Source organism: Sphingomonas xinjiangensis (assembly GCF_014199255.1).
GTDB classification, from domain to species: Bacteria; Pseudomonadota; Alphaproteobacteria; order Sphingomonadales; family Sphingomonadaceae; genus Sphingomonas; species Sphingomonas xinjiangensis.
Window position 1 is genome coordinate 12820 of sequence record NZ_JACIJF010000001.1, and the last position, 19668, is coordinate 32487.

The following is a 19668-nucleotide window of genomic DNA, read 5'->3' on the forward strand; positions in this document are numbered from 1 at the left end:
CAGGAAGGGCTGGCGCGTCAGGTGATCGGCGTGCCGCCCTTGTATAGGGCGAGCACCTTGCCCTGTACCGGCAGGCCGTCGAACGGCGTGTTGCCGGCGCGCGCGGCCATGCGGGTGCTGTCGATCAGCCAGGGCGAATCGGGATCAAGCACTACCAAGTCGGCAGGCTTGCCGGCTTCCAGCGTGCCGCCGTTGAGCCCCAGGATACGCGCCGGATTCGCGGCGAGCAGCGCGAATAGCCGCTCCATTGGCAGCACGCCGTCGCGCATCAAGCCGAGGCTCAGCGCGAGCAGCGTGCCGGCGCCCGACATCCCGGGCTCGGCATCGGCGAAGGGCAGGCGCTTTTCCTCGGGGCCGCGCGGGTCGTGGCCGGAGGAAAGCACGTCGACCGTGCCGTCGCGCACCGCTTGGCGCGCAGCCTGGCGATCGCTTTCGTCGCGCAACGGCGGAGAGAGCCGGGCATAGGTGCGGAAGTCGCTAACGGCGATGTCGGAGAGGAGGAAATGTGCGGGCGTGATGCCGCAAGTGACGCGGACGCCGCGGCGTTTGGCTGCGCGGACCAGGTCGAAGCCCGCCGCCGTGGTTACCTGACGGATGTGGATGCGGGCCCCGGTCTCCTCGGCCAGCATCAGGTCGCGGGCGATGGCGAGCGCTTCGGCGATGGCGGGTGCCGCCGGAAGGCCCAGCCGGGTGGCAGTCTCACCCTCGGTCGCGGCGATGCCGTCGGTCAGCCCGCCATCCTCGGCATGCGTCACTACGGTCATGCCGCAATCACGGGCATAAGCCAGCACCTTGCGCATGGTGCCCGACGACGCGATCCAGCGCCGCCCGGTGGCGACCGCGCGGGCGCCGGCCGAGGCGTTGAGCGCCATTTCGGCCAGATCGGTGCCCTGCAAACCCTGCGTCGCGGCGGCGATCGGGTGGACCCAGAGTGCGGGCTTCCCCGACAGCGCGGCGCGGCGGACGATGCCGGGATCGTCGAGAACGGGCGATTGGTCGGGCATGAGGCCGACCCGGGCGATCCCGCCAGCGCGGCACGCCGCGCGATCCACAGCGAAGACTCCGAGATCGACAAGGGCGGGGGCGAGCGTCTTGCCGGAGAGATCGACGCGCTGCACGTCGTCGGGAATCTCGAAAGCGCCGGATGCGACGATTGTCTCGCCGTCGATCAGCAGGTCGCCAGGGCGTGCGCCGGCCACGGGGCAAACCAGCCGGGCATTGGTGAAGACGGTCTTCATGCCCAACCCTCCACGCCGCGCGCTCTTCGCGTCAGCACGTCGAGGCACGCCATGCGGACGGCAACGCCCATCTCGACCTGCTCGGTGATCGCGCTGCGCTCCGGATGGTCGGCGACGCTCGAATCGATCTCGACCCCGCGGTTCATCGGACCCGGGTGCATGATCAGCGCGTCGGGCTTGGCGCGGGCGAGGCGCTCGGGAGTGAGGCCGTAGCGCAAATGGAATTCGCGGGTGGAAGGGATGTAACCCCCGGCCATGCGCTCATTCTGGACGCGCAGCATCATCACCACATCGGCGCCATCCAGGGCTTCGTCGAAGTCGGTGAAGGGCTGGACGTACATCCGCTCGATCGCGGCAGGCATCAGCGTGGGCGGCGCGACGACGCGAACTTCGGCGGCGAGCGCGGTGAGCGAGAGCATGTTGGAGCGCGCAACCCGGCTGTGGAGGATGTCGCCGCAGATCACCACGCGCTGCCCGCCGATGCGGCCGCGACGGCGGCGGATGGTGAGCGCATCGAGCAGTGCTTGCGTCGGATGTTCGTGCCAGCCATCGCCCGCGTTGAGTACCGGGCAATCCACCTTCTGCGCGATGAGGTCGACCGCGCCGGAACTGGAATGGCGGATGACGATCACGTCGGCGCGCATCGCATTGAGCGTCACGGCGGTGTCGATCAGGGTCTCGCCCTTTTTCACGCTCGACTGGGCGGCGTGCATGTTGACCACGTCGGCGCCCAGCCGCTTGCCGGCAATCTCGAACGAAAGCAGGGTGCGTGTCGAGTTTTCAAAGAAGGCGTTGATCTGAGTCAGGCCTTCGAGACGCTTGTCGCTCTTGGCGCGAGTACGGTTGGCTTCGACCCAGCGTTCCGCCTCGTCGAGGAGGAAGGTGATCTCGTGCGGCTGAAGGCCGGCGATGCCGGTCAGGTGCCGGTGCGGGAACGCGGCGCGGCCGGGAAGCTGCGCTGCGGGGCTGTGATCGGAGGGTCGCATTAAAGCCGCCGGGTAGCGGGGCAGGGCTGCGCGCGCAAGCGATCGGTCGGTTTCCGCGCAGATCGGCGACGAGAAGGTGGGAACCGAGCAGGCGCGTCGAAGCTTACAGAAGCGGGTCGCACCGTATGTTCGCAACCACGCGGAGGGTCCATATGCCTGTGTTCCAGTTGCAGCTGCGCGACGGAGACGTCGAGCCTGCCAAGACAATCGACTTGCCGGATGCCGATCAGGCGCGCCTGCATGCGATCCGATATGTAGGCGAAGCGCTGACGGTGAAGCCGGAGCGGGTGATCGGGCACGATCTGCGAGTGGAAGTGAGCACGGCCGACGGGCTGTTGTTGTTCAGCGTGATCGTGATCGGCGTTCAATCGGCCGCGGCCCAACTGGATCGTATCTGAAGGAAGCGGAATGACGCGACTATGGTTGGGTGTGGCGGCAGTGCTGCTAGCCGGAGCGGCGCATGCGCAGACGGTGCCGCTGGGCGCCGATCTTGAGCGGTTCGAGTATCCGTATCCGGTGCGCTGGTTCGAGACGCAATCGCAGAGCGAATCGGTTCGGATGGCGTATCTCGACGTCGCGCCGACGGCCACGCCGAACGGTACGACGCTGGTGCTGCTGCATGGCAAGAATTTCTGCGCGGCGACCTGGGGCGAGACGATCCGGGGGATGGCGGCGCAAGGCTATCGAGTAATCGCGCCGGATCAGGTCGGGTTCTGCAAATCGTCCAAGCCGGCGGGGTACCAGTACAGCTTTCATGCGCTTGCCGACTTGACACGCGGACTGCTGAGGCAGGCGGGCGTGAGCAAGGTGGTGCTGGTCGGGCACTCCACGGGCGGGGTGCTGGGTGTGCGATTCGCGCTGCTGCATCCGGAACTGGTCGAGCGGCTGGTGCTGGTGAACCCGCTGGGTCTGAACGATACGCTGGCAGAAGGCGTGCCGTACACCGAGCTGGGCAAGCTGCGTGCGGAAGAGGCGAAGACCAGCGCCGCGTCGATCAAGGCGTACCAGCTGAAGAACTATTATAACGGCGTGTGGCGCGCCGACTATGATCGCTGGGTCACGATGCTGGCAGGGCAATATGCAGGTCCGGGTGGCGACAAGGTGCGCGAGGCGCAGGCACGGCTTTCGGACATGATCGAGACGCAGCCGGTCGCGGCGGAGCTGGGGCGGCTAAAGGTTCCGACGACGCTGATCATCGGGCAGACGGACAAGACCGCCTTCCGCGCGAACACCGCGCCCGAACCTGCCAAGGTGCGGATGGTGCCGCAGGCAGCCGAGGATGCAGTGAAGCGGATCCCCGGCGCGACTCTGATGCGGCTCGACGGGCTGGGGCATTCGCCGCAGGTGGAGAATCCCGCGCGGTTTCAGCAGGTCTTGATGGCGGCGCTCGAACGTTGATGCTCAGACGTTGACCAACCGGTCGATCGCCGCCTGAAGGATGTGCGCGGCGGCCATGTTGTCGACCATCTCGGCACGGCGGGCGCGGCTGAAATCCTGTTCGATCAGCGTGCGCTCGACCGCCACAGTGGACCAGCGTTCGTCCCACAGCAGGATAGGAAGTCCCACGTCGTCGAGGTTGCGTGCGAAGGCTCGGGTCGACTGCGTGCGCGGGCTGTCGGTGCCATCAAGGTTCAGGGGGAGGCCGATGATGAGGCCCTTCACCGACTGGGCGGCGATGAGGGTGGCGAGTTCGGCCTTGTCTTTTGTGAACTTGGTGCGGCGGACCAGGTGGGCGGGGGAGGCGAAGCTCCAGCCGGCATCACACAGTGCCGTGCCGATCGTCTTGGTGCCGACATCGAGGCCGAGCAGGCGGCCGCCCGTGGGGAGTGCGGCGTGGAAGGCGGCGGCGTCGGTGGTGATCATGGGGTGGCGCTAGCAAATCCTCCCCGGCACGGGGAGGGGGGCTGCGCATGCTAGCGCGTGATGGAAGGGGCTTTCGGCAAGCGTAAGGCCATCAGGAGGGCCCCTCCACCATGCTTAGCATGGTCCCATGTGGGGGAGGATTTTAGCCTTGGTACGCCTTCAGGCGGCGTTCGGCGTCCTGGCGGATATTGGCCCAGAACAGGCTGTAGTCGAAGACATGGTAGTTGTTGCCGGGCAGGACATACTGGCCAAAGTCGGGGGCGTTGCGGCCAATCATCAGGAAGCCGCGGCCGTCGCAGCGGGCGGGGACCGACTGGGTCACCAGGCGGGCGGACTGGAAGTTCTGGTCCGGGATCAGCGTGCCGAGATTGGCGGAAGCGGGCGCCGAGTCGCTCGGCCTGCCGGTCAATGGGTTGGTACACACCATCGGCGTGCCGGCCCGGGGCTGGCCAGTGAAGCCGGCGGTTGCATCGAAGGTGTCGACGATCAGCGAAGGGTCGGCGGGTTCGGCGAAGCTTTGCCACGACAGGATGCACCCGGCCTGGTCGGCGGCGGTGCAGGCGGGCAGGCCCATGCGCGGCAGATCGGCGGTAACCGAGACGGGCCAGCCGACGACATAGGCGGCCGCGACGCGGCGGGCGATCGGCTGGCCGGCAATGCGGTCGACCAGCAGGCGCGACAGGTGCAGCGCGCCCTGGCTGTGCCCTGCGAGGATGATCGGGCGGTCGCCGGCCTGCGCCACGAACTGTTCGAACGCGGCGAGCACGTCACGATAGGCGAAGTCGAGTGCCTGCTGCGCCGCCGCCTTGTTGGTGAGGAACGCGCCGAAGGTCGCCTGGCGATAGCGCGGAGCCCAGATCGCGCCGACCGAATTGAACGCGCTGGCCTGACCTTGCAGGAACAGTGCCGCTCGATTGTTGGCGTCGGCATTGTCGAGCGGGGCATTCCAGGTCTTGGTGTCGAGGAACGAAGTCGGATGGATGAAGAACACCGCTGCCTTGGGATCGGCGGCGGGTTGATAGCCGGGGGGCGTCCACAGTGCCGGGTTGCCGGGCTTGTCGGGCCTGGCGATCCACATGTCCGGCTTGGCATAGGCATCCGCCCCGGTGGGCGGCAGCGCGACGGCGCTGCCGGAAGGCACCATGAACTGACGCATCAGCTGAATGCCGTAAAAACGGTACGCAAAGGCGGAAGCCAGCGCGAGCATTACCAGGATTGCGATTGCATAAAGGAACTTCCTGGCCAAACGCGTTCTCCATTGTGCAATGCAGCATAAAGGGTGAAGGTTGCAACCACTTAGCCGTGCTGCATGGTTGTGGCGGATGCAAGCCGGGCGAGACTTCACCCCACGATTAGCGTTGCGTGGCCCGCGCGCGTGGTGCTAGCCGCGCTGCATGTCCGTAGACACTGCAACCGTGAAGAAAGTGGCGAGCCTCGCCCGGATCGCGATCAGCGATGCCGATGCCGAGCGTCTTGCGCCCGAACTCAACAACATCCTGGGCTGGATCGAGCAGCTGGGTGAGGTCGACACCGCGAATGTCGAGCCCACCACCGCCGTGATCCCCAACAGCCTGCGCCTGCGCGAGGACGTGGTGACCGAGTCCGACCAGCGGGCGGCGGTTCTCGCCAATGCGCCGCAGGGCGAACATGGCTTCTTCACGGTGCCGAAGGTGGTCGAATGAGCAACATCACCGATCTGGGCGTCGCGCAGCTGCGTGACGGCGTGCGCGATGGTGCCTTCTCGGCCACCGAAGTGGCGACTGCGTTCAACGACGCGGTGGCCAAGGCCAAGCCGCTCAACGCCTTCATCGTCGAGACGCCCGAGCATGCGCTCGCGGCCGCCAAGGCTGCCGACGATGCGCGTGCGGCCGGCGAGACGCCCAAGCCGCTGGCCGGCGTGCCGATCGGCATGAAGGACCTGTTCGCCACCAAGGGCGTGCAGACCACGGCCGCCAGCCACATTTTGGAGGGGTTCACCCCACCCTATGAGTCCACCGTTTCGCAGCGGTTGTGGGATGCGGGCGCGGGGATGCTGGGCAAGCTGAACCTCGACCAGTTCGCAATGGGTTCGTCCAACGAGACCAGCTATTTCGGCAACGTGATCTCCCCATGGCGTCGGAACGATGGCGGCAATGCGCCGCTTGCTCCGGGTGGCTCGTCGGGCGGCAGTTCGTCGGCAGTCGCGGCGCGGATCGCACCGGGCGCGACGGGCACCGATACCGGCGGTTCGATCCGCCAGCCGGCGGCATTCGTGGGCATCAGCGGGATCAAGCCGACCTATGGCCGCTGCTCGCGCTGGGGCGTGGTGGCGTTCGCCTCCTCGCTCGATCAGGCGGGGCCGATGGCGCGCGACGTGCGTGATTGCGCGATCATGCTCGAGCATATGGCCGGGTTCGATCCCAAGGATTCGACGTCGCTCGACCTGGCTGTCCCCAAGTGGGAAGCGGGGCTTTCGGGCGACCTGAAGGGCAAGCGGATCGGCATCCCCAAGGAATACCGCGTCGAAGGCATGCCCGAGGAGATCGAGGCGCTGTGGCAGCAGGGCATTGCGTGGATGAAGGATGCCGGAGCGGAGATCGTCGAGGTTTCGCTGCCGCACACCAAATACGCGCTGCCGGCCTATTACATCATCGCGCCGGCCGAGGCCTCTTCGAACCTCGCGCGCTATGATGGCGTGCGCTACGGCCAGCGCGCGCTGCCCGAGGGTGCGAACCTGCAGGATATGTACGCGGCGACGCGGGCTGCGGGCTTCGGCGACGAAGTGAAGCGGCGCATCCTGATCGGCACCTATGTGCTGTCGGCGGGCTTCTATGACGCATACTACACGCAGGCTCAAAAGGTGCGGACGCTGATCGCACAGGACTTCGAGAATGCGTGGACGGTGTGCGACCTGCTGCTGACCCCGACCGCGCCGAGCGCCGCGTTCGCGCTGGGCGAAAAGTCAGCCGATCCGCTGGCGATGTACTTGAACGATGTGTTCACGGTACCGTCGAGCCTGGCGGGCTTGCCCGCGATGAGCGTGCCGGGCGGGCTGGACAAGAGCGGGTTGCCCCTGGGGCTCCAGATCATCGGCAAGCCGCTGGACGAGCAGGGCGTGCTGAACGCGAGTCTGGCGATCGAGGAACGGGCGGGCTTCACGGCGCGCCCGGAGGCATGGTGGTAAGATGAGTTTGCTGGTCGATCTTGTCCTTCAAGCGATTGGCGAGTTTACCTACACCCCATCCGAAGCGCTTTTGATCGCTGGGCGGACAAAGCAAAGCGCGAGGCGAACGCCGGTAGGCGTTCTCGGCATAAGCGAAACAATGGTCCGCGTCGGACTAAGAAGGTCGGTTGATGACTGAATCCACATACCGCATCCAGGGCGACACCGGCGAGTGGGAGGTCGTTATCGGCCTTGAAGTGCACGCGCAGGTGACTTCGAACGCCAAGCTGTTCTCGGGCGCTGCGACGGCGTTCGGGGCGGAGCCGAACAGTCAGGTGAGCCTGGTCGATGCGGCGATGCCGGGCATGCTGCCGGTGCCCAACAAGGAATGCATCCGCCAGGCGGTGCGCACGGGCATGGCGCTGGGCGCGGTGATCAACAAATGGTCGCGCTTCGACCGCAAGAACTATTTCTACGCCGATCTGCCGCAGGGCTATCAGATCAGCCAGCTTTATCACCCGCTGGTGGGCGAGGGGACACTGGAGATCAGCCTGGACGAGAAGGACCCCGAAGCCTTTACCAAGACGATCGGCATCGAACGCATCCATGTCGAGCAGGATGCCGGCAAGCTGATGCACGACCAGCATCCGACGCGCTCCTACGTCGATCTCAACCGGTCGGGCGTGGCGCTGATGGAGATCGTGTCGCGGCCTGACATGCGTTCGCCGGCGGAAGCCGGGGCGTATCTGTCCAAGCTGCGTTCGGTGCTGCGCTATGTCGGGTCGTGCGACGGCAACATGGACCAGGGATCGATGCGCGCCGACGTGAACGTCAGCGTGCGCAAGGTGGGCGACGAACTCGGCACGCGGACCGAGACCAAGAACGTCAATTCAGTGCGCTTCGTGATGCAGGCGATCGAGTTCGAGGCGCGGCGCCAGGTCGAAGTGCTGGAGAGCGGTGGACGCATCGTCCAGGAGACTCGGCTGTTCGATCCGGATCGTGGCGAGACGCGGTCCATGCGGTCGAAGGAAGACGCGCATGATTACCGCTACTTCCCCGATCCCGACCTGTTGCCGCTGGTGCTGGACGACGCGTTCCTGGACGCTTGCCAGGCGAGCCTGCCCGAACTGCCTGACGCTAAGCGGCGGCGCTATGAGAGCGACCTGGGGCTGAGCGCGTACAACGCCGCGGTGCTGACCGCGGATGCGGATACCGCGCGCTGGTTCGAGGCGCTGTTGGCCGAGAGCGCGCGAGTGCAGAAGAAGGGCGAGCAGGAAGTGGCGCGGGCCGCGGCGAACTGGCTGATCTCCGACCTGTTCGGCGCGCTCAACCGGCTGGGCAAGGGCATAGACGAGAGCCCGGTGAGCCCGGAACAGGGCGCCGAGCTGCTGGCGCTGGTGGGCGATGGGACATTGTCGGGGAGCCTTGGCAAGCAGGTGTTCGAGATCATGCTCGAGACCGGCGACGCACCCGGCAAGATCGTCGAGGAGCGCGGGTTGAAGCAGACCAGCGACACCGGTGCGATCGAGACAGTCATCGCCGAGGTGCTGGCGAAGAACCCCAACCAGCTGGAACAGTATCGCGGCGGCAAGGAAGCGTTGTTCGGCTTCTTTGTTGGACAGACCATGAAGGCGATGGGCGGCAAGGCCAATCCCGCAGTAGTAAATGAACTGCTGAAGAAGGCGCTGGCCGGCTAACGCGCCGCGAGGCCGCCGCTAGTGAGCGGCGGCCTCGCCCTGTCTTGTTTACTCGCCGACGCTGACGAGGCCGCGGCGGCTGACCACCACGCCGCGTTCCGCCATTTCCTTTTGGAAGTCATAGCGTGCGTCCGCGATCTCGCGGCGATATTCATGCCAGGCGTCCATGCGGTCGCCCGCGTCATCCGCTCGGGCGAGGTCCTTGCGCAGTTCGCGCTTGGCTTCGCTGATGTCGGTTTTGTAATCGAGATAATGGGGATTGCTGTCGTCATAGACGGCGCTGATGCGCTTGGCCCGATCATGCGCGGCAGCAGGGGCGGCGACGGCAAGGGCGGTGCTGGCGATTGCCAGTGCAGCAATGATCTTCATTCGCATCACTCCGGTTGCCAGAAAAGCTGTGCCGGGGAACGGGCGGCGAGAGCGGGCTGTTCCGTGAACCCCAAGTGAACGCCTCGCGTCGTCTTGGATGTCGCACGGTTTGACTATGTTTGTGTATCAAGGGACTAGGTACTGGCTCGACTTTAGCTGGCGAGTATGCGGACTGCGGTGCTGATTCATACGCCAAGAGCCGTTTGCATGTGAATGGCGCCGCATTAGGATGACGCCTCCATCGTTGCCGAGGGTATATGCGCCGTTTGATCCTGTCGCTGCTTTGTCTAGCTCTTGCCGCGCCGGCTGTTGCGCAGACCCCGGCGCCCGCCAATCCGCGCGTGGTGATGGAGACCAGCGCCGGTCGCGTCGTGATCGAAGTTTATGCGGACGAGGCGCCGGTGAGCGCGCGCAATTTCTTGCGCTATGTCGATGCCAAGCGACTGGACGGCATCAGCTTCTACCGCACGGTCAAAGTGCAGGATCGCTTCGGCTTCGTGCAGTTCGGGGTGCAGAATGCGCCGGCGAGGATGTTCCCCGCGATCAAGCATGAGCCGACCAGTCAAACGGGATTGAAGCATCTGGACGGGACGTTGTCGATGCCGCGCCTCGCGCCCGGCACGGCGCGGGGGGAATTCACCATCAGCGTGGGCGACCAAGCCTCGTTCGATGCCGATCCGGCACGGTCGGGCGACAAGCTTGGCTACGCCGCTTTCGCGCGGGTGACCGAAGGGATGGACGTTGTCGTTAAGATCCTGGACGGAGCGGTTGCACCGGCCAAGACGCTGGCCGGAAGCTTCAAGGGCGAAGTCCCTGCGGTGCCCGTAAAGATCCTGAGGGCGCGCCGGCTAACGCCTTGAGGATCAGCGTGGCCGCTTGCGTTCGAGATAAAGATAGGTGGGATCGAAATCGGCCATGTTGCGCAGAGCACGCAGATCGAGAATGGTGACGCGACCGCTGCGGAATTCGAGAAGGCCGGTTTCGCGCAGTTCCTTCAGGACGCGGTTCACATGCACCGGCGTCAGCCCGAGGCACTCGGCCAGCACCGCCTGCGTCACGGGCAAATCGAAGTGACGCTCGCTGGCGAGGCCGACGATGGACAGGCGCAACTGCATTTCGCAAAATAGATGTGCGATCCGCTGGATGGCACTGCGGCGGCCCAGCGAAAGCTCCCATTCGCGGTGAATGGCGGCATCGAGGTTGGTGCTGAACCAATAGACGCGTGTCAGATGCGGATATTGCTCGGTGATCGCAGTCAATGCCTTGTGCGGCATGCGCACGATCCGGCACGGGGTCAGCGTCATGACGCTGTGATCGAGATATTGCAGCGTGAAGCTGTGCAGATCGGCGAAGTCCCCGGCGACATGCAATTCGGTGATCTGACGCTGGCCGTTGCTCAGGTCCTTGTAGCGGCAGACGATTCCATCGAGCACCAGGGTGGAATGTTCGAGAAGCGTGCCAGGCGATATGAAGGTGTGGTCTGCGGGAAGCATGATCGTTTCGCCCAAGGCGGAACGGATTGCGGCCTCTTCGTCTGCGCTGATGTCATCGCGCGCACGGAGCTTCAGCAGGTGCTTGTCGATCATATGCGCTTTTCCGGGTGGTTCAGGGACAGTTCTCGCTTTGCCGAACGGCGCAAGGAGCGCAACTGATCCATGTTGCTTCCGGATACGTCATGCCGGACTTCTTCCCGCGGCGGCCACGCCGCCACCGGAAGAAGCCGGCGACGATCATTGTTGCATGCGGTCCTGGTTCTTCACTTCGCCAGCGGTGCCGCTAACCCCGTCGTCTTCGCCAGGGCCTGCGCCGATGCCGCTCTTGCCGGCGCCGTTCGCGTCCACTTCATCCGACCGCGACTGGACGGCCTGTTCGATATCGGAGCGGGGATCCTCGGGCGCGTCGGAGATGGGACCGCGCAGTTCGCCTTCGAGCTTGTCGTCGGACATGAATATTCTCCTGGTTCAGGCCATGGGCTGGCCGGGGGTGATGCCGGGATCGCCGCCGGGTTGGGGCGATGGCACATCGATGTTGGGGGTCGGCGGACTGATCTCGGGAGGCGGCGTGCTCGGGCGCCCGGGCTCGCTGGGTTCGGTTCCCGGCTGGACCGGGGTCTCGGGCGGCGCAGGCGTCGGGCGTCCGGGACTTGGCTCTCCCGGCGTTTCCGCAGGCGGTGCGCTGGGTTGCGGGATGGGAGGTTCTACGGGCATCACAAGCTCTCCTTCGCGCACCCAACGCAGCGTGGCGGCTCCAAGTTGCTTCGCGGCTTGCCCCGCACCCCATGCCTGCTATAGAGCCCACCGACCGGCGGTGCCCCTGCGGGCGTGGCGGAACTGGTAGACGCGCCAGATTTAGGTTCTGGTATCGAAAGGTGTGGGGGTTCGAGTCCCTTCGCCCGCACCAGGCACCGCCGCTCACCTTCAGCGTTGGACGCTGCCCAATCCTTTCACTGTTTGGAAGCCCGAGAGAATGCAGACTGTCGAGACGTTGAACGAGGGCCTGAAGCGCGCCTACACGCTGACCATCACCGCAGGCGATATCGATTCGAAGGTCGATGCCGAAGTGAAGCGAGTCGCGCCGCAGGTGCGCATGCCCGGCTTCCGTCCCGGCAAGGTGCCCGTGAACCTGGTGCGCAAGATGCACGGCGAAGCGATGGCCCAGGACGCGCTCAACAACGCGATCCAGGAAGGCATTCAGAAGCTGATCTCGGACAACAAGATCCGCCCGGCCATGCAGCCTTCGGTGAGCCTGGAAGGCGACTACGCCCCCGGCAAGGACGCGGAAATCAAGGTCGAGCTCGAAGTGCTCCCTGATGTGCCCGCGCCTTCGATCGACGGTCTGAAGCTCGAGCGGCTGACCGTGCCCGTTGCCGACGAGGCAGTGACCGAGCAGCTCGAGCAGCTGGCCAGCAACCAGAAGGGCTGGAACGACGCCGAGGAAGGCCATGGGGCCGCGCAGGGCGACCAGGTGACCATGGATTTCGTCGGCAAGACCGCCGATGGCGTTGCCTTTGAAGGCGGTACCGGCACCGACATGGCCGTCGAGATCGGCTCGGGCCGTCTCATCCCCGGTTTCGAAGACCAGCTGGTCGGCGTGAAGGTTGGCGACGAGAAGACCATCGAAGTCACCTTCCCGGAGGACTATGGTTCCAAGGACCTGGCCGGCAAGCCCGCCACGTTCGAACTCAAGATCACCAAGGTGCAGACCGCCGGCGAGACCAAGATCGACGACGATTTCGCCAAGCAGCTGGGCCTGCAGGACCTGGAGCAGCTCACCGGCCTGCTGAAGGGGCAGATCGAGCAGCAGCTCAATGGCCTGACGCGCACCTATATGAAGCGCAAGCTGCTCGACCAGCTTGCCGCTGGCCACGACTTCCCGGTTCCGCCGTCGATGGTCGAAGCCGAGTTCGACCAGATTTGGCACCAGCTGCAGCACGAGACCGAGCATGAGGCCGATCCGGCAGCGGCCAAGGCCGAGCTGGAGAATGAGCGCGAAGATTACCGTAAGATCGCCGAGCGCCGCGTTCGCCTGGGCCTGCTGCTCTCCGAAATCGGCACCGCCAACGGTGTCGAAGTGAGCCAGCAGGAAATGAGCCGCCTGATCCAGCAGGCTGCCCAGCAGTATAGCCCGCAGGACCGTCAGCGCTTCATGCAATATGTCCAGCAGGAGCCGATGGCCGCCGCTCAGCTGCGCGCGCCGTTGTTCGAGGACAAGGTTGTCGACTTCCTGTTCGACAAGGCTGAGATCAGCGACCGCGAGGTGACCCGCGAGGAGCTGGAAGCCGCGATCGAGAGCGACGACGGCTTCGCCTCGGGCACGCATGTGCATGATCACGACCATGATCATGACCACAGGCCCGCCAAGAAGAAGGCGAAGCAGGCAGAGGCCGGCGAGCCCGCCGAAGCGGCTTCGACCGCCGAAGGTGCCCCTGCCGAGGCTCCCGCCAAGAAGAGCAAGGCCAAGAAGGCCGAGCTGGCCGATGTCGAGCCCGCCGCACCGGGGGACGAACCGGCCCAAGCCGAGCCGGTGAAAAAGGCTGCGGCCAAGAAGTCCTCGGCCAAGAAGGCCGAAGCGGCCGAGGGCGAAGAGGCTGCGGCCAAGCCGAAGAAGGCACCTGCCAAGAAGAAAGCTGAGGGCTGAGGCAGCATTGCTATCCCGGCTTGAGGCCGGGATGCTGATATTCTGAGGAAGGCCCGCTCTTTGGTGAGAAGAGTGGGCTTTTCTTTTGCCCGGCGCTGAGGAAGGAACGGCACTGGCGTAGCGTTCAGGGGGATTTTTATGGTCGAAACGCTTCGCGTGGCGGTGTTGCTGCCCTGCTACAACGAGGAAGCTGCGATCGGACAGACTGTGGCGGCGTTCCGCGCCGCGCTGCCGGGTGCCGGCATCTATGTCTATGACAACAACAGCCGCGACCGCACCATTGAAGTCGCGCGTGCGGCTGGGGCGGTGGTCCGCAGCGAGCGGATGCAGGGCAAGGGCAATGTCGTCCGGCGCATGTTCGCCGATGTGGATGCCGACATCTATGTCATGGCGGATGGGGACGCGACCTATGACGCCAGCGTCGCGCCGGCGATGGTCGACCGGCTGGTGCGCGAAGGGCTGGACATGATCGTCGGCACCCGCGTGCATGAAGCGGCGGAGGCGTACCGGCGCGGGCACGTGCTCGGCAATCGGGCGATGACCGGGATTTTGGCCGGGCTGTTCGGACGCAGCTTCACCGACATCTTTTCGGGCTATCGTATATTCTCCCGCCGGTTCGTGAAGAGCTTTCCCGTTCTGTCGGAGGGGTTCGAGATCGAGACCGAGATCAGCGTGCATGCGCTGGAGCTCAAGATGCCGGTTGGAGAGGTCGAGACTCGCTACTTCGCGCGGCCCGAAGGGTCGGCGTCCAAACTCAGCACCTATCGTGACGGACTTCGCATCCTGCGGATGATCGGGACGCTGTACCGCTACGAAAGACCGATATTCTTCTTCGGCTGGGCCGCGGCGCTGTTCGCGCTCGGCGCGGTGATCCTCGCCGTGCCGCTAGTCGTGACGTATCTGCAAACTGGGCTGGTGCCGCGCCTTCCGACGGCGATCCTGGTGACCGGGCTGATGATCCTGGCATTTCTCAACCTGTTCGCGGGACTGATCCTCGACACCGTCGTGCGCGGCCGGCGGGAGATGCGGCGGCTGGCCTATCTGGCTCAGCCGGGTCCCTTCCTGCCGTCGCGTTAGCGCTGGGCGGGCTTCGCGCCCGCTTATCGGCGGCTCAGCAGGAGCTGCGGGCCTTTTGCCGACTAGCCCCCTTGCGCGGCTTTGCGGGAGCGCCGATGTATGGTTCCGGGCAAAACGACAGAATGAGACTTCCCCACATGCATCCGCTTTCTGGTCAGATGACCATCGACCCCGTCACCGGTGGCCTTGTTCCTATTGTTATCGAACAGTCGAGCCGCGGCGAGCGCAGCTTCGACATCTTCTCGCGCCTGCTGCGTGAGCGCATCGTGTTCGTGACCGGCGGCGTCGAGGACCAGATGGCCTCGCTGATCACTGCCCAGCTGCTTTTCCTCGAGTCCGAGAACCCGAAGAAGGACATTTGGATGTACATCAACTCGCCGGGCGGCGTGGTGACGGCTGGCATGGCAATCCATGACACGATGCAGTATATCCGTCCGCGCGTCGGCACTGTGTGCATCGGCCAGGCAGCGTCAATGGGGTCTTTCCTGCTGGCTGCCGGCGAGCCGGGCCTGCGCGTGGCGCTGACGAACGCCCGCATCATGGTGCACCAGCCTTCGGGTGGCGCACAGGGCATGGCGTCGGACATCGAGATCCAGGCTAAGGAGATTCTCCGAATCCGCCGGCGCATGAACGACCTGTATGCCAAGTATACGGGCAAGCCGTTGGAAGAGATCGAGCGCGCGATGGACCGCGACACCTTCCTGGAGGCCGACGAAGCCAAGGCATTCGGCTTGGTCGACGAGGTGTATGAGAAGCGTCCGGGAGCCACCGACGAAACGACGACTTCGTAAGGATTGCAGGATATTGCCGTCCTCGTGGGTGAAGCGAGGACGGCACGGAACCGCAAGGCTGCGGGCCGATTATGGATTGCCGGAGGATGTTCCGCATGTAGGATGCGGGGCCCTGTTACCACGTCCGGCGCGTGAAGGATGGATTGAATGACCAAGCTCAGCGGCGGCGACTCCAAGAGCACGCTTTACTGCTCGTTCTGTGGCAAGTCGCAGCACGAAGTCCGTAAGCTCATCGCCGGCCCGACCGTGTTCATCTGCGACGAGTGCGTCGAGCTGTGCAACGACATCATTCGCGAGGAAACCAAGTCCGCGCTGGTGTCGAAGAAGGATGGCGGCGTGCCGACCCCGCAGGAGATCTGCGACGTCCTGGACGATTACGTGATCGGCCAGAAGCGCGCCAAGCGCGTGCTGTCGGTGGCGGTGCACAACCATTACAAGCGCCTGAACCATGGCCAGAAGGGTGCAGACGTCGAGCTGTCGAAGAGCAACATCCTGCTCGTCGGGCCGACCGGCTGCGGCAAGACGCTGCTCGCCCAGACGCTGGCGCGCATTCTGGACGTGCCGTTCACGATGGCCGACGCCACCACGCTCACTGAAGCCGGCTATGTCGGCGAGGATGTGGAGAACATCATCCTGAAGCTGCTCCAGGCGTCGGACTACAACGTCGAACGGGCGCAGCGCGGCATCGTCTATATCGACGAGATCGACAAGATCAGCCGCAAGGCCGAGAACCCGTCGATCACGCGCGACGTTTCGGGTGAGGGCGTGCAGCAGGCACTGCTCAAGCTGATGGAAGGCACCACGGCGAGCGTTCCGCCGCAGGGTGGCCGCAAGCATCCGCAGCAGGAGTTCCTGCAGGTGGACACGACCAACATCCTGTTCATCTGTGGCGGCGCGTTCGCTGGCCTGGAAAAGATCATCGGCGACCGTCTGCAGGGCAAGTCGATCGGTTTCGGTGCGCATGTAGCCGGCCCCGACGAGCGCAAGACGGGCGAGACGCTGAAGAATGTCGAGCCCGAGGATCTGCTAAAGTTCGGCCTGATCCCCGAGTTCGTCGGCCGTCTGCCGGTGATCGCGACGCTCGAGGACCTCGACACCGACGCGCTGATGAAGATCCTGACCGAGCCGAAGAACGCGCTGGTCAAGCAGTATCAGAAGCTGTTCGACATGGAGGAGGTCAAGCTCGGCTTCAACGACGATGCGCTGGTCGCGATCTCGAAGAAGGCGATCGAGCGCAAGACCGGTGCGCGCGGGCTTCGCTCGATCCTGGAGGGCATCCTGCTCGATACGATGTTCGACTTGCCCAGCATGGACGGAGTCGACGAAGTGATGGTCGACAAGGATGTGGTCGCAGGCACCAAGGAGCCGGTGCGCATCTACGCCAAGAAGGAAAAGGCCGGCAGCGCCGCGTAAGCGGAAGCCGCCGGATATCAGAGGGGCGCGGGTCTTGAGATCCGCGCCCTTTTTTATGGTCGTGCCGCGGGCCCGTTCAATGCCTTCCAGGGGATAATCGCCCAATCGGGTGCGTCGCAGGCACGCTCCACCCGGGCGAAATAAGCACCGACGAACAGACCGTCGGCGGTCAGGTACCAGGACGGAAAATCCCACACGTCGGGATCGGCATAGTTGCAGTCGCCATCCTCCGGGTCCGCGCCCTTGTCCGCCATCTCGTCAGGATGATAGCGCTTCAGGAGCGCGACCAGTCCGGGGGCGAACTGTTTGCCGCGATAGCTGTACCAGATGTCGGACTCTTCGGCAGGCGGCGCGGCAGTGCCGAACCGCAGAAGGTCTTCGAGCTTGAGCATCGCTCCGGTCCGCGCGTCATAGGTGACGCCGCTCGTGCCGAAGTCCGGATGCGCCGCGCCGGAGCAGCTCCAGGCAGACTGCCATGCATAGCTGACGAAGCGATCGTCGAGATAGGGTGTGCTGGCGTCATCGGTATCGATGCCGGCACCGCCACCAAAGCCGGGGCAATCGAACCAGCTCTGGACATGCCGCCACTGCGTCTCGCTCAACGCTGCGTTGATCTTGCGCAGCGGGTCGGTCGGGTAGCCGTCTTCCAGGCGGAAGAGGCGGGTGCCCGATACGGGCTCTTGATACCAGCGTATCCTGCGGGTCCCGATCCGTACCGACTCGCCCATCGTGAAGCGGAGTCCCGCGAGCTGCATGCGGGCATAGCCATCCAGGTCCTTCGGCGCGCCGGCGGGCGGCGGAGGCGGTGTGGCGACCTGGAGCGAGACTGGCAGGGTTCGGCCCTTGCTGGTGGTAAGGGTGCCGGCGAGCCGTCGGCCCTGGCGCTTCAGCACCAGCCGATCCCCGGTCAGCCGCGACTCCAGCTTGAAATCTTCGCCCTCACGCTCGCCGCTGAGATCGCTGTCGAAGCGCGTGCGGCGGTAAAAATACCGGCCGAACGCCTCCTCTCCGTCCTTCTCGAGTTGGAGGACAATGGGCGAGGTGCCGACGGTGCCTTGGTACAGCGTCTGTGCGCCGGCGGCACCCGGGAGCAGCAGTGCTGCGGTGAGCAGCGCGGGAGCGAGGCGGAAACTCATTGGCTGCGGGCTTGTGCATAGGCTTGGAGGGCCTCGACCGCCGCCGACCGCTTGAGGACACGCGACGCGGGATCGAGCACGACATGGGCTCCGGCCGGGACGGTGAGTGTAGCGGTGCCGCCGGGCATCGCCACGGTTTGGATCTTGCCGTCGACCTCCACCTCCACCGGCAGCGGGAAGGGCTTGCCGGCGGGGGTCTGCCAGCGGAGCGTCAACTGCGCCCCGGCGCGGGTCTGAACCAAGTCAGGTAGCGCGGCTTGGCGGAGATAGACGTCGAAGAACCAGCCAAGATCCTTGCCGGTGACCTGATCGACGATGGCGACATATTCGGACGTGCTGGCGAAGCGCGGATTGAAATCGCCGGGCTTGGGGTCGGCTCGGCCATAAACCAAGCGCCGGGTAACTTCCCAGAAGTCATTGTCGCCGATCAGGTTGCGCAGCGTGTGGAGCACCCAGGCACCCTTCACATAGATGTCGCTGCCCGGACCTCCCTTCTCAGTCTCGTAGACTTCCTCCTCGGTCATGATCCTGCCCGAGACAATCGGCGCCAGGTTCATGATCTGGTTGCGGAAATCGTCCATCATCGCGGCGTAACGCGCCTCGCCCTCGCGCCAGCGGCCGTAAAGCGGCTGGAAATATTGGGCATAGCCTTCATGCAGCCAGTAATCGTCCCAATTTCCCGCGGACATCTGGTTGCCGAACCATTCGTGCGCGAGTTCGTGCTGGAAAATCTCATCAAAGCCAGCGGGCGTTTTCTTGTAATTGTTGCCATAAGCGTTGATCGTCTGGTGTTCCATGCCGAGATGCGGCGTTTCCACCACGCCCACTTTTTCATCGAACCAGGGGTAGGGACCGAGCACATTTTCGAAAAAGTCCAAGGTAGGCGCGAATTCGGCAAACAGCGCCTGCGCCTTGAGCTCGCGGCCGGGCAGGTACCAATAGGACATCGGAATGGTGCCGCCGAAGCGGCTGCGATAGGGCGCGCTCACTTCCTTGTACGGCGCGACGTTTAGCGCGATGGAATAAGGGTTCGGGCTGCGCGCCTTCCAATGCCAAGTTGTGCGGCCATCGGGCAGGGTTTCAACCTGTTGCAGCAGGCCGTTAGACGGTGCGGACAAGCCCGCTGGAACGGTGATGTGGATATCGGCCTTGTCCGGCTCGCCTCTGGGGAAATCCAGGCAAGGCCAGAACAGGTCGCAGCCATAGCCTTCCGCGGTGGTCGCCACCCAAGGCTTCTTGTCGAGCGGCGTCTTGGCCCAGACGATGCCGTCGTCCCAGGGCGCCCTGACCGCAACATGTGGCGTCCCGCCATACACGATACGCACCACCGCCTTCGCGCCAGCCGTTAGCGGCCGCGGCAACGTGATCGCCAGCCTCCCTTCGGGATTGGACCAGGCGGTCGGCTGCAATGCCTCCCCATCGATGCTGATTGCGCTGACCGGCAGGTTCTTGTCCAGATCGATCAACAAGCGTTTCTGTGGGATCGATGTGCGCAGCGTAAGCGTGCCGACGCCTCGCAGTCTCTGGGTGTCCGGATGCACCTCGATCGCCAGATCGACATGCTCCAGATGCAGCGCGCCGCGCTCAACTTCAATGGGCCCGCCAGAGGTTTGCGTGGTTGCAGTAATTGGCGGCTCTCCGGGCCGGATGTGCTGCGCGGCGGCAGGCGCGGCGAGCGTGAGGAGCGAAGGGGCGAGCAGCAGGCGTGTAATGATGGAAGCCTCCAAGGGGGATCGGCGCAAAAGGGCGGTGCTGGCGCGAACGAGTGCACATCCACAGCCAATCAATGCACAATGATTGATGCCGCTGGCCGAGGCAC

Annotated in this window: 20 protein-coding genes and 1 tRNA gene; 11 read left to right on the plus strand and 10 right to left on the minus strand. The window is 64.9% G+C overall.

Going from position 1 to position 19668, the window contains the following annotated elements; all coding sequences use genetic code 11:
* Window positions 1-17: 17 nt before the first annotated feature.
* Window positions 18-1238 carry a dihydroorotase gene (locus tag FHT02_RS00070; protein WP_184083010.1) on the minus strand — a complete coding sequence of 407 codons (1221 nt, stop codon included), beginning with the start codon at window positions 1236-1238 and terminating at the stop codon, window positions 18-20.
* Complete coding sequence (locus FHT02_RS00075) at window positions 1235-2224, minus strand: aspartate carbamoyltransferase catalytic subunit (RefSeq protein ID WP_184083011.1); 990 nt, start codon at window positions 2222-2224, stop codon at window positions 1235-1237. The genes FHT02_RS00070 and FHT02_RS00075 overlap by 4 nt, the downstream gene beginning before the upstream one ends.
* A gap of 152 nt (window positions 2225-2376) precedes the next feature.
* Here FHT02_RS00075 and FHT02_RS00080 point away from each other — a divergent pair, with 152 nt between their 5' ends.
* Together FHT02_RS00080 and FHT02_RS00085 are read left to right on the plus strand one after the other, a co-directional pair.
* A complete protein-coding gene (locus tag FHT02_RS00080) occupies window positions 2377-2622 on the plus strand; it encodes a DUF6894 family protein (protein ID WP_184083013.1) in 246 nt (81 codons plus the stop codon).
* Between the two features lie 10 nt (window positions 2623-2632).
* Window positions 2633-3622 (plus strand): alpha/beta fold hydrolase, encoded by a 990-nt coding sequence (locus FHT02_RS00085; RefSeq protein ID WP_184083015.1) that lies wholly within the window; start codon window positions 2633-2635, stop codon window positions 3620-3622.
* 3 nt (window positions 3623-3625) lie between these two features.
* On the opposite strand, the gene ruvX is transcribed toward FHT02_RS00085, so the two are convergent.
* Window positions 3626-4087, minus strand: a complete 462-nt coding sequence (gene ruvX, locus FHT02_RS00090; RefSeq protein WP_184083017.1) for a Holliday junction resolvase RuvX — start codon at window positions 4085-4087, stop codon at window positions 3626-3628.
* A 142-nt stretch (window positions 4088-4229) separates the two neighbouring features.
* Window positions 4230-5333, minus strand: a complete 1104-nt coding sequence (locus FHT02_RS00095; protein ID WP_184083019.1) for a DUF3089 domain-containing protein — start codon at window positions 5331-5333, stop codon at window positions 4230-4232.
* 148 nt (window positions 5334-5481) lie between these two features.
* Here FHT02_RS00095 and gatC point away from each other — a divergent pair, with 148 nt between their 5' ends.
* The 3 genes from gatC (at window position 5482) to gatB (ending at window position 8926) form a co-directional block, all read left to right on the plus strand.
* Complete coding sequence (gene gatC, locus FHT02_RS00100) at window positions 5482-5769, plus strand: Asp-tRNA(Asn)/Glu-tRNA(Gln) amidotransferase subunit GatC (protein WP_184083021.1); 288 nt, start codon at window positions 5482-5484, stop codon at window positions 5767-5769.
* Entirely contained in the window at window positions 5766-7250 is a 1485-nt protein-coding gene (gatA, locus tag FHT02_RS00105) for an Asp-tRNA(Asn)/Glu-tRNA(Gln) amidotransferase subunit GatA (protein WP_184083023.1), read from the plus strand. Before gatC ends, gatA begins: the two co-directional genes overlap by 4 nt.
* Before the next feature lie 170 nt (window positions 7251-7420).
* Window positions 7421-8926, plus strand: coding sequence for an Asp-tRNA(Asn)/Glu-tRNA(Gln) amidotransferase subunit GatB (gene gatB / locus FHT02_RS00110; protein WP_184083025.1), 1506 nt, complete (start codon window positions 7421-7423; stop codon window positions 8924-8926).
* 48 nt (window positions 8927-8974) lie between these two features.
* Here the strand turns inward: gatB and FHT02_RS00115 are convergent, their stop codons facing one another.
* Window positions 8975-9295 carry a hypothetical protein gene (locus FHT02_RS00115; RefSeq protein ID WP_184083027.1) on the minus strand — a complete coding sequence of 107 codons (321 nt, stop codon included), beginning with the start codon at window positions 9293-9295 and terminating at the stop codon, window positions 8975-8977.
* 257 nt (window positions 9296-9552) lie between these two features.
* Here FHT02_RS00115 and FHT02_RS00120 point away from each other — a divergent pair, with 257 nt between their 5' ends.
* Window positions 9553-10155 (plus strand): peptidylprolyl isomerase, encoded by a 603-nt coding sequence (locus FHT02_RS00120; protein WP_184083029.1) that lies wholly within the window; start codon window positions 9553-9555, stop codon window positions 10153-10155.
* A gap of 3 nt (window positions 10156-10158) precedes the next feature.
* Here the strand turns inward: FHT02_RS00120 and FHT02_RS00125 are convergent, their stop codons facing one another.
* The 3 genes from FHT02_RS00125 to FHT02_RS21815 form a co-directional block, all read right to left on the minus strand.
* A complete protein-coding gene (locus FHT02_RS00125; protein WP_184083031.1) occupies window positions 10159-10881 on the minus strand; it encodes a Crp/Fnr family transcriptional regulator in 723 nt (240 codons plus the stop codon).
* Between the two features lie 144 nt (window positions 10882-11025).
* Window positions 11026-11241, minus strand: a complete 216-nt coding sequence (locus tag FHT02_RS00130) for a hypothetical protein (protein WP_184083033.1) — start codon at window positions 11239-11241, stop codon at window positions 11026-11028.
* A 15-nt stretch (window positions 11242-11256) separates the two neighbouring features.
* Complete coding sequence (locus FHT02_RS21815) at window positions 11257-11502, minus strand: hypothetical protein (RefSeq protein ID WP_184083035.1); 246 nt, start codon at window positions 11500-11502, stop codon at window positions 11257-11259.
* Between the two features lie 108 nt (window positions 11503-11610).
* Between FHT02_RS21815 and FHT02_RS00140 the strand changes: the two genes are divergently transcribed.
* From FHT02_RS00140 to clpX, 5 genes are all read left to right on the plus strand, one after another.
* Window positions 11611-11695, plus strand: a tRNA-Leu gene (locus FHT02_RS00140).
* Window positions 11696-11761: 66 nt separating this feature from the next.
* Window positions 11762-13432: a trigger factor gene (tig, locus tag FHT02_RS00145; RefSeq protein WP_184083037.1), complete on the plus strand. Its 1671-nt coding sequence runs from the start codon at window positions 11762-11764 to the stop codon at window positions 13430-13432.
* Between the two features lie 138 nt (window positions 13433-13570).
* The gene (locus FHT02_RS00150) at window positions 13571-14509 is read left to right on the plus strand and encodes a glycosyltransferase family 2 protein (RefSeq protein WP_184083039.1); all 939 of its coding nucleotides are present in this window, start codon (window positions 13571-13573) and stop codon (window positions 14507-14509) included.
* A 158-nt stretch (window positions 14510-14667) separates the two neighbouring features.
* Entirely contained in the window at window positions 14668-15300 is a 633-nt protein-coding gene (locus tag FHT02_RS00155) for an ATP-dependent Clp protease proteolytic subunit (protein ID WP_221239230.1), read from the plus strand.
* A gap of 147 nt (window positions 15301-15447) precedes the next feature.
* Window positions 15448-16713, plus strand: coding sequence for an ATP-dependent Clp protease ATP-binding subunit ClpX (gene clpX / locus FHT02_RS00160; RefSeq protein ID WP_184083043.1), 1266 nt, complete (start codon window positions 15448-15450; stop codon window positions 16711-16713).
* A 53-nt stretch (window positions 16714-16766) separates the two neighbouring features.
* Here clpX and FHT02_RS00165 read toward each other — a convergent pair whose 3' ends face one another.
* On the minus strand, window positions 16767-17849 hold the full coding sequence (locus tag FHT02_RS00165) for a hypothetical protein (RefSeq protein ID WP_184083045.1): 1083 nt from the start codon (window positions 17847-17849) through the stop codon (window positions 16767-16769).
* Window positions 17846-19576 (minus strand): M1 family metallopeptidase, encoded by a 1731-nt coding sequence (locus tag FHT02_RS00170; protein ID WP_425506397.1) that lies wholly within the window; start codon window positions 19574-19576, stop codon window positions 17846-17848. The genes FHT02_RS00165 and FHT02_RS00170 overlap by 4 nt, the downstream gene beginning before the upstream one ends.
* Between the last annotated feature and the right edge of the window lie 92 nt (window positions 19577-19668).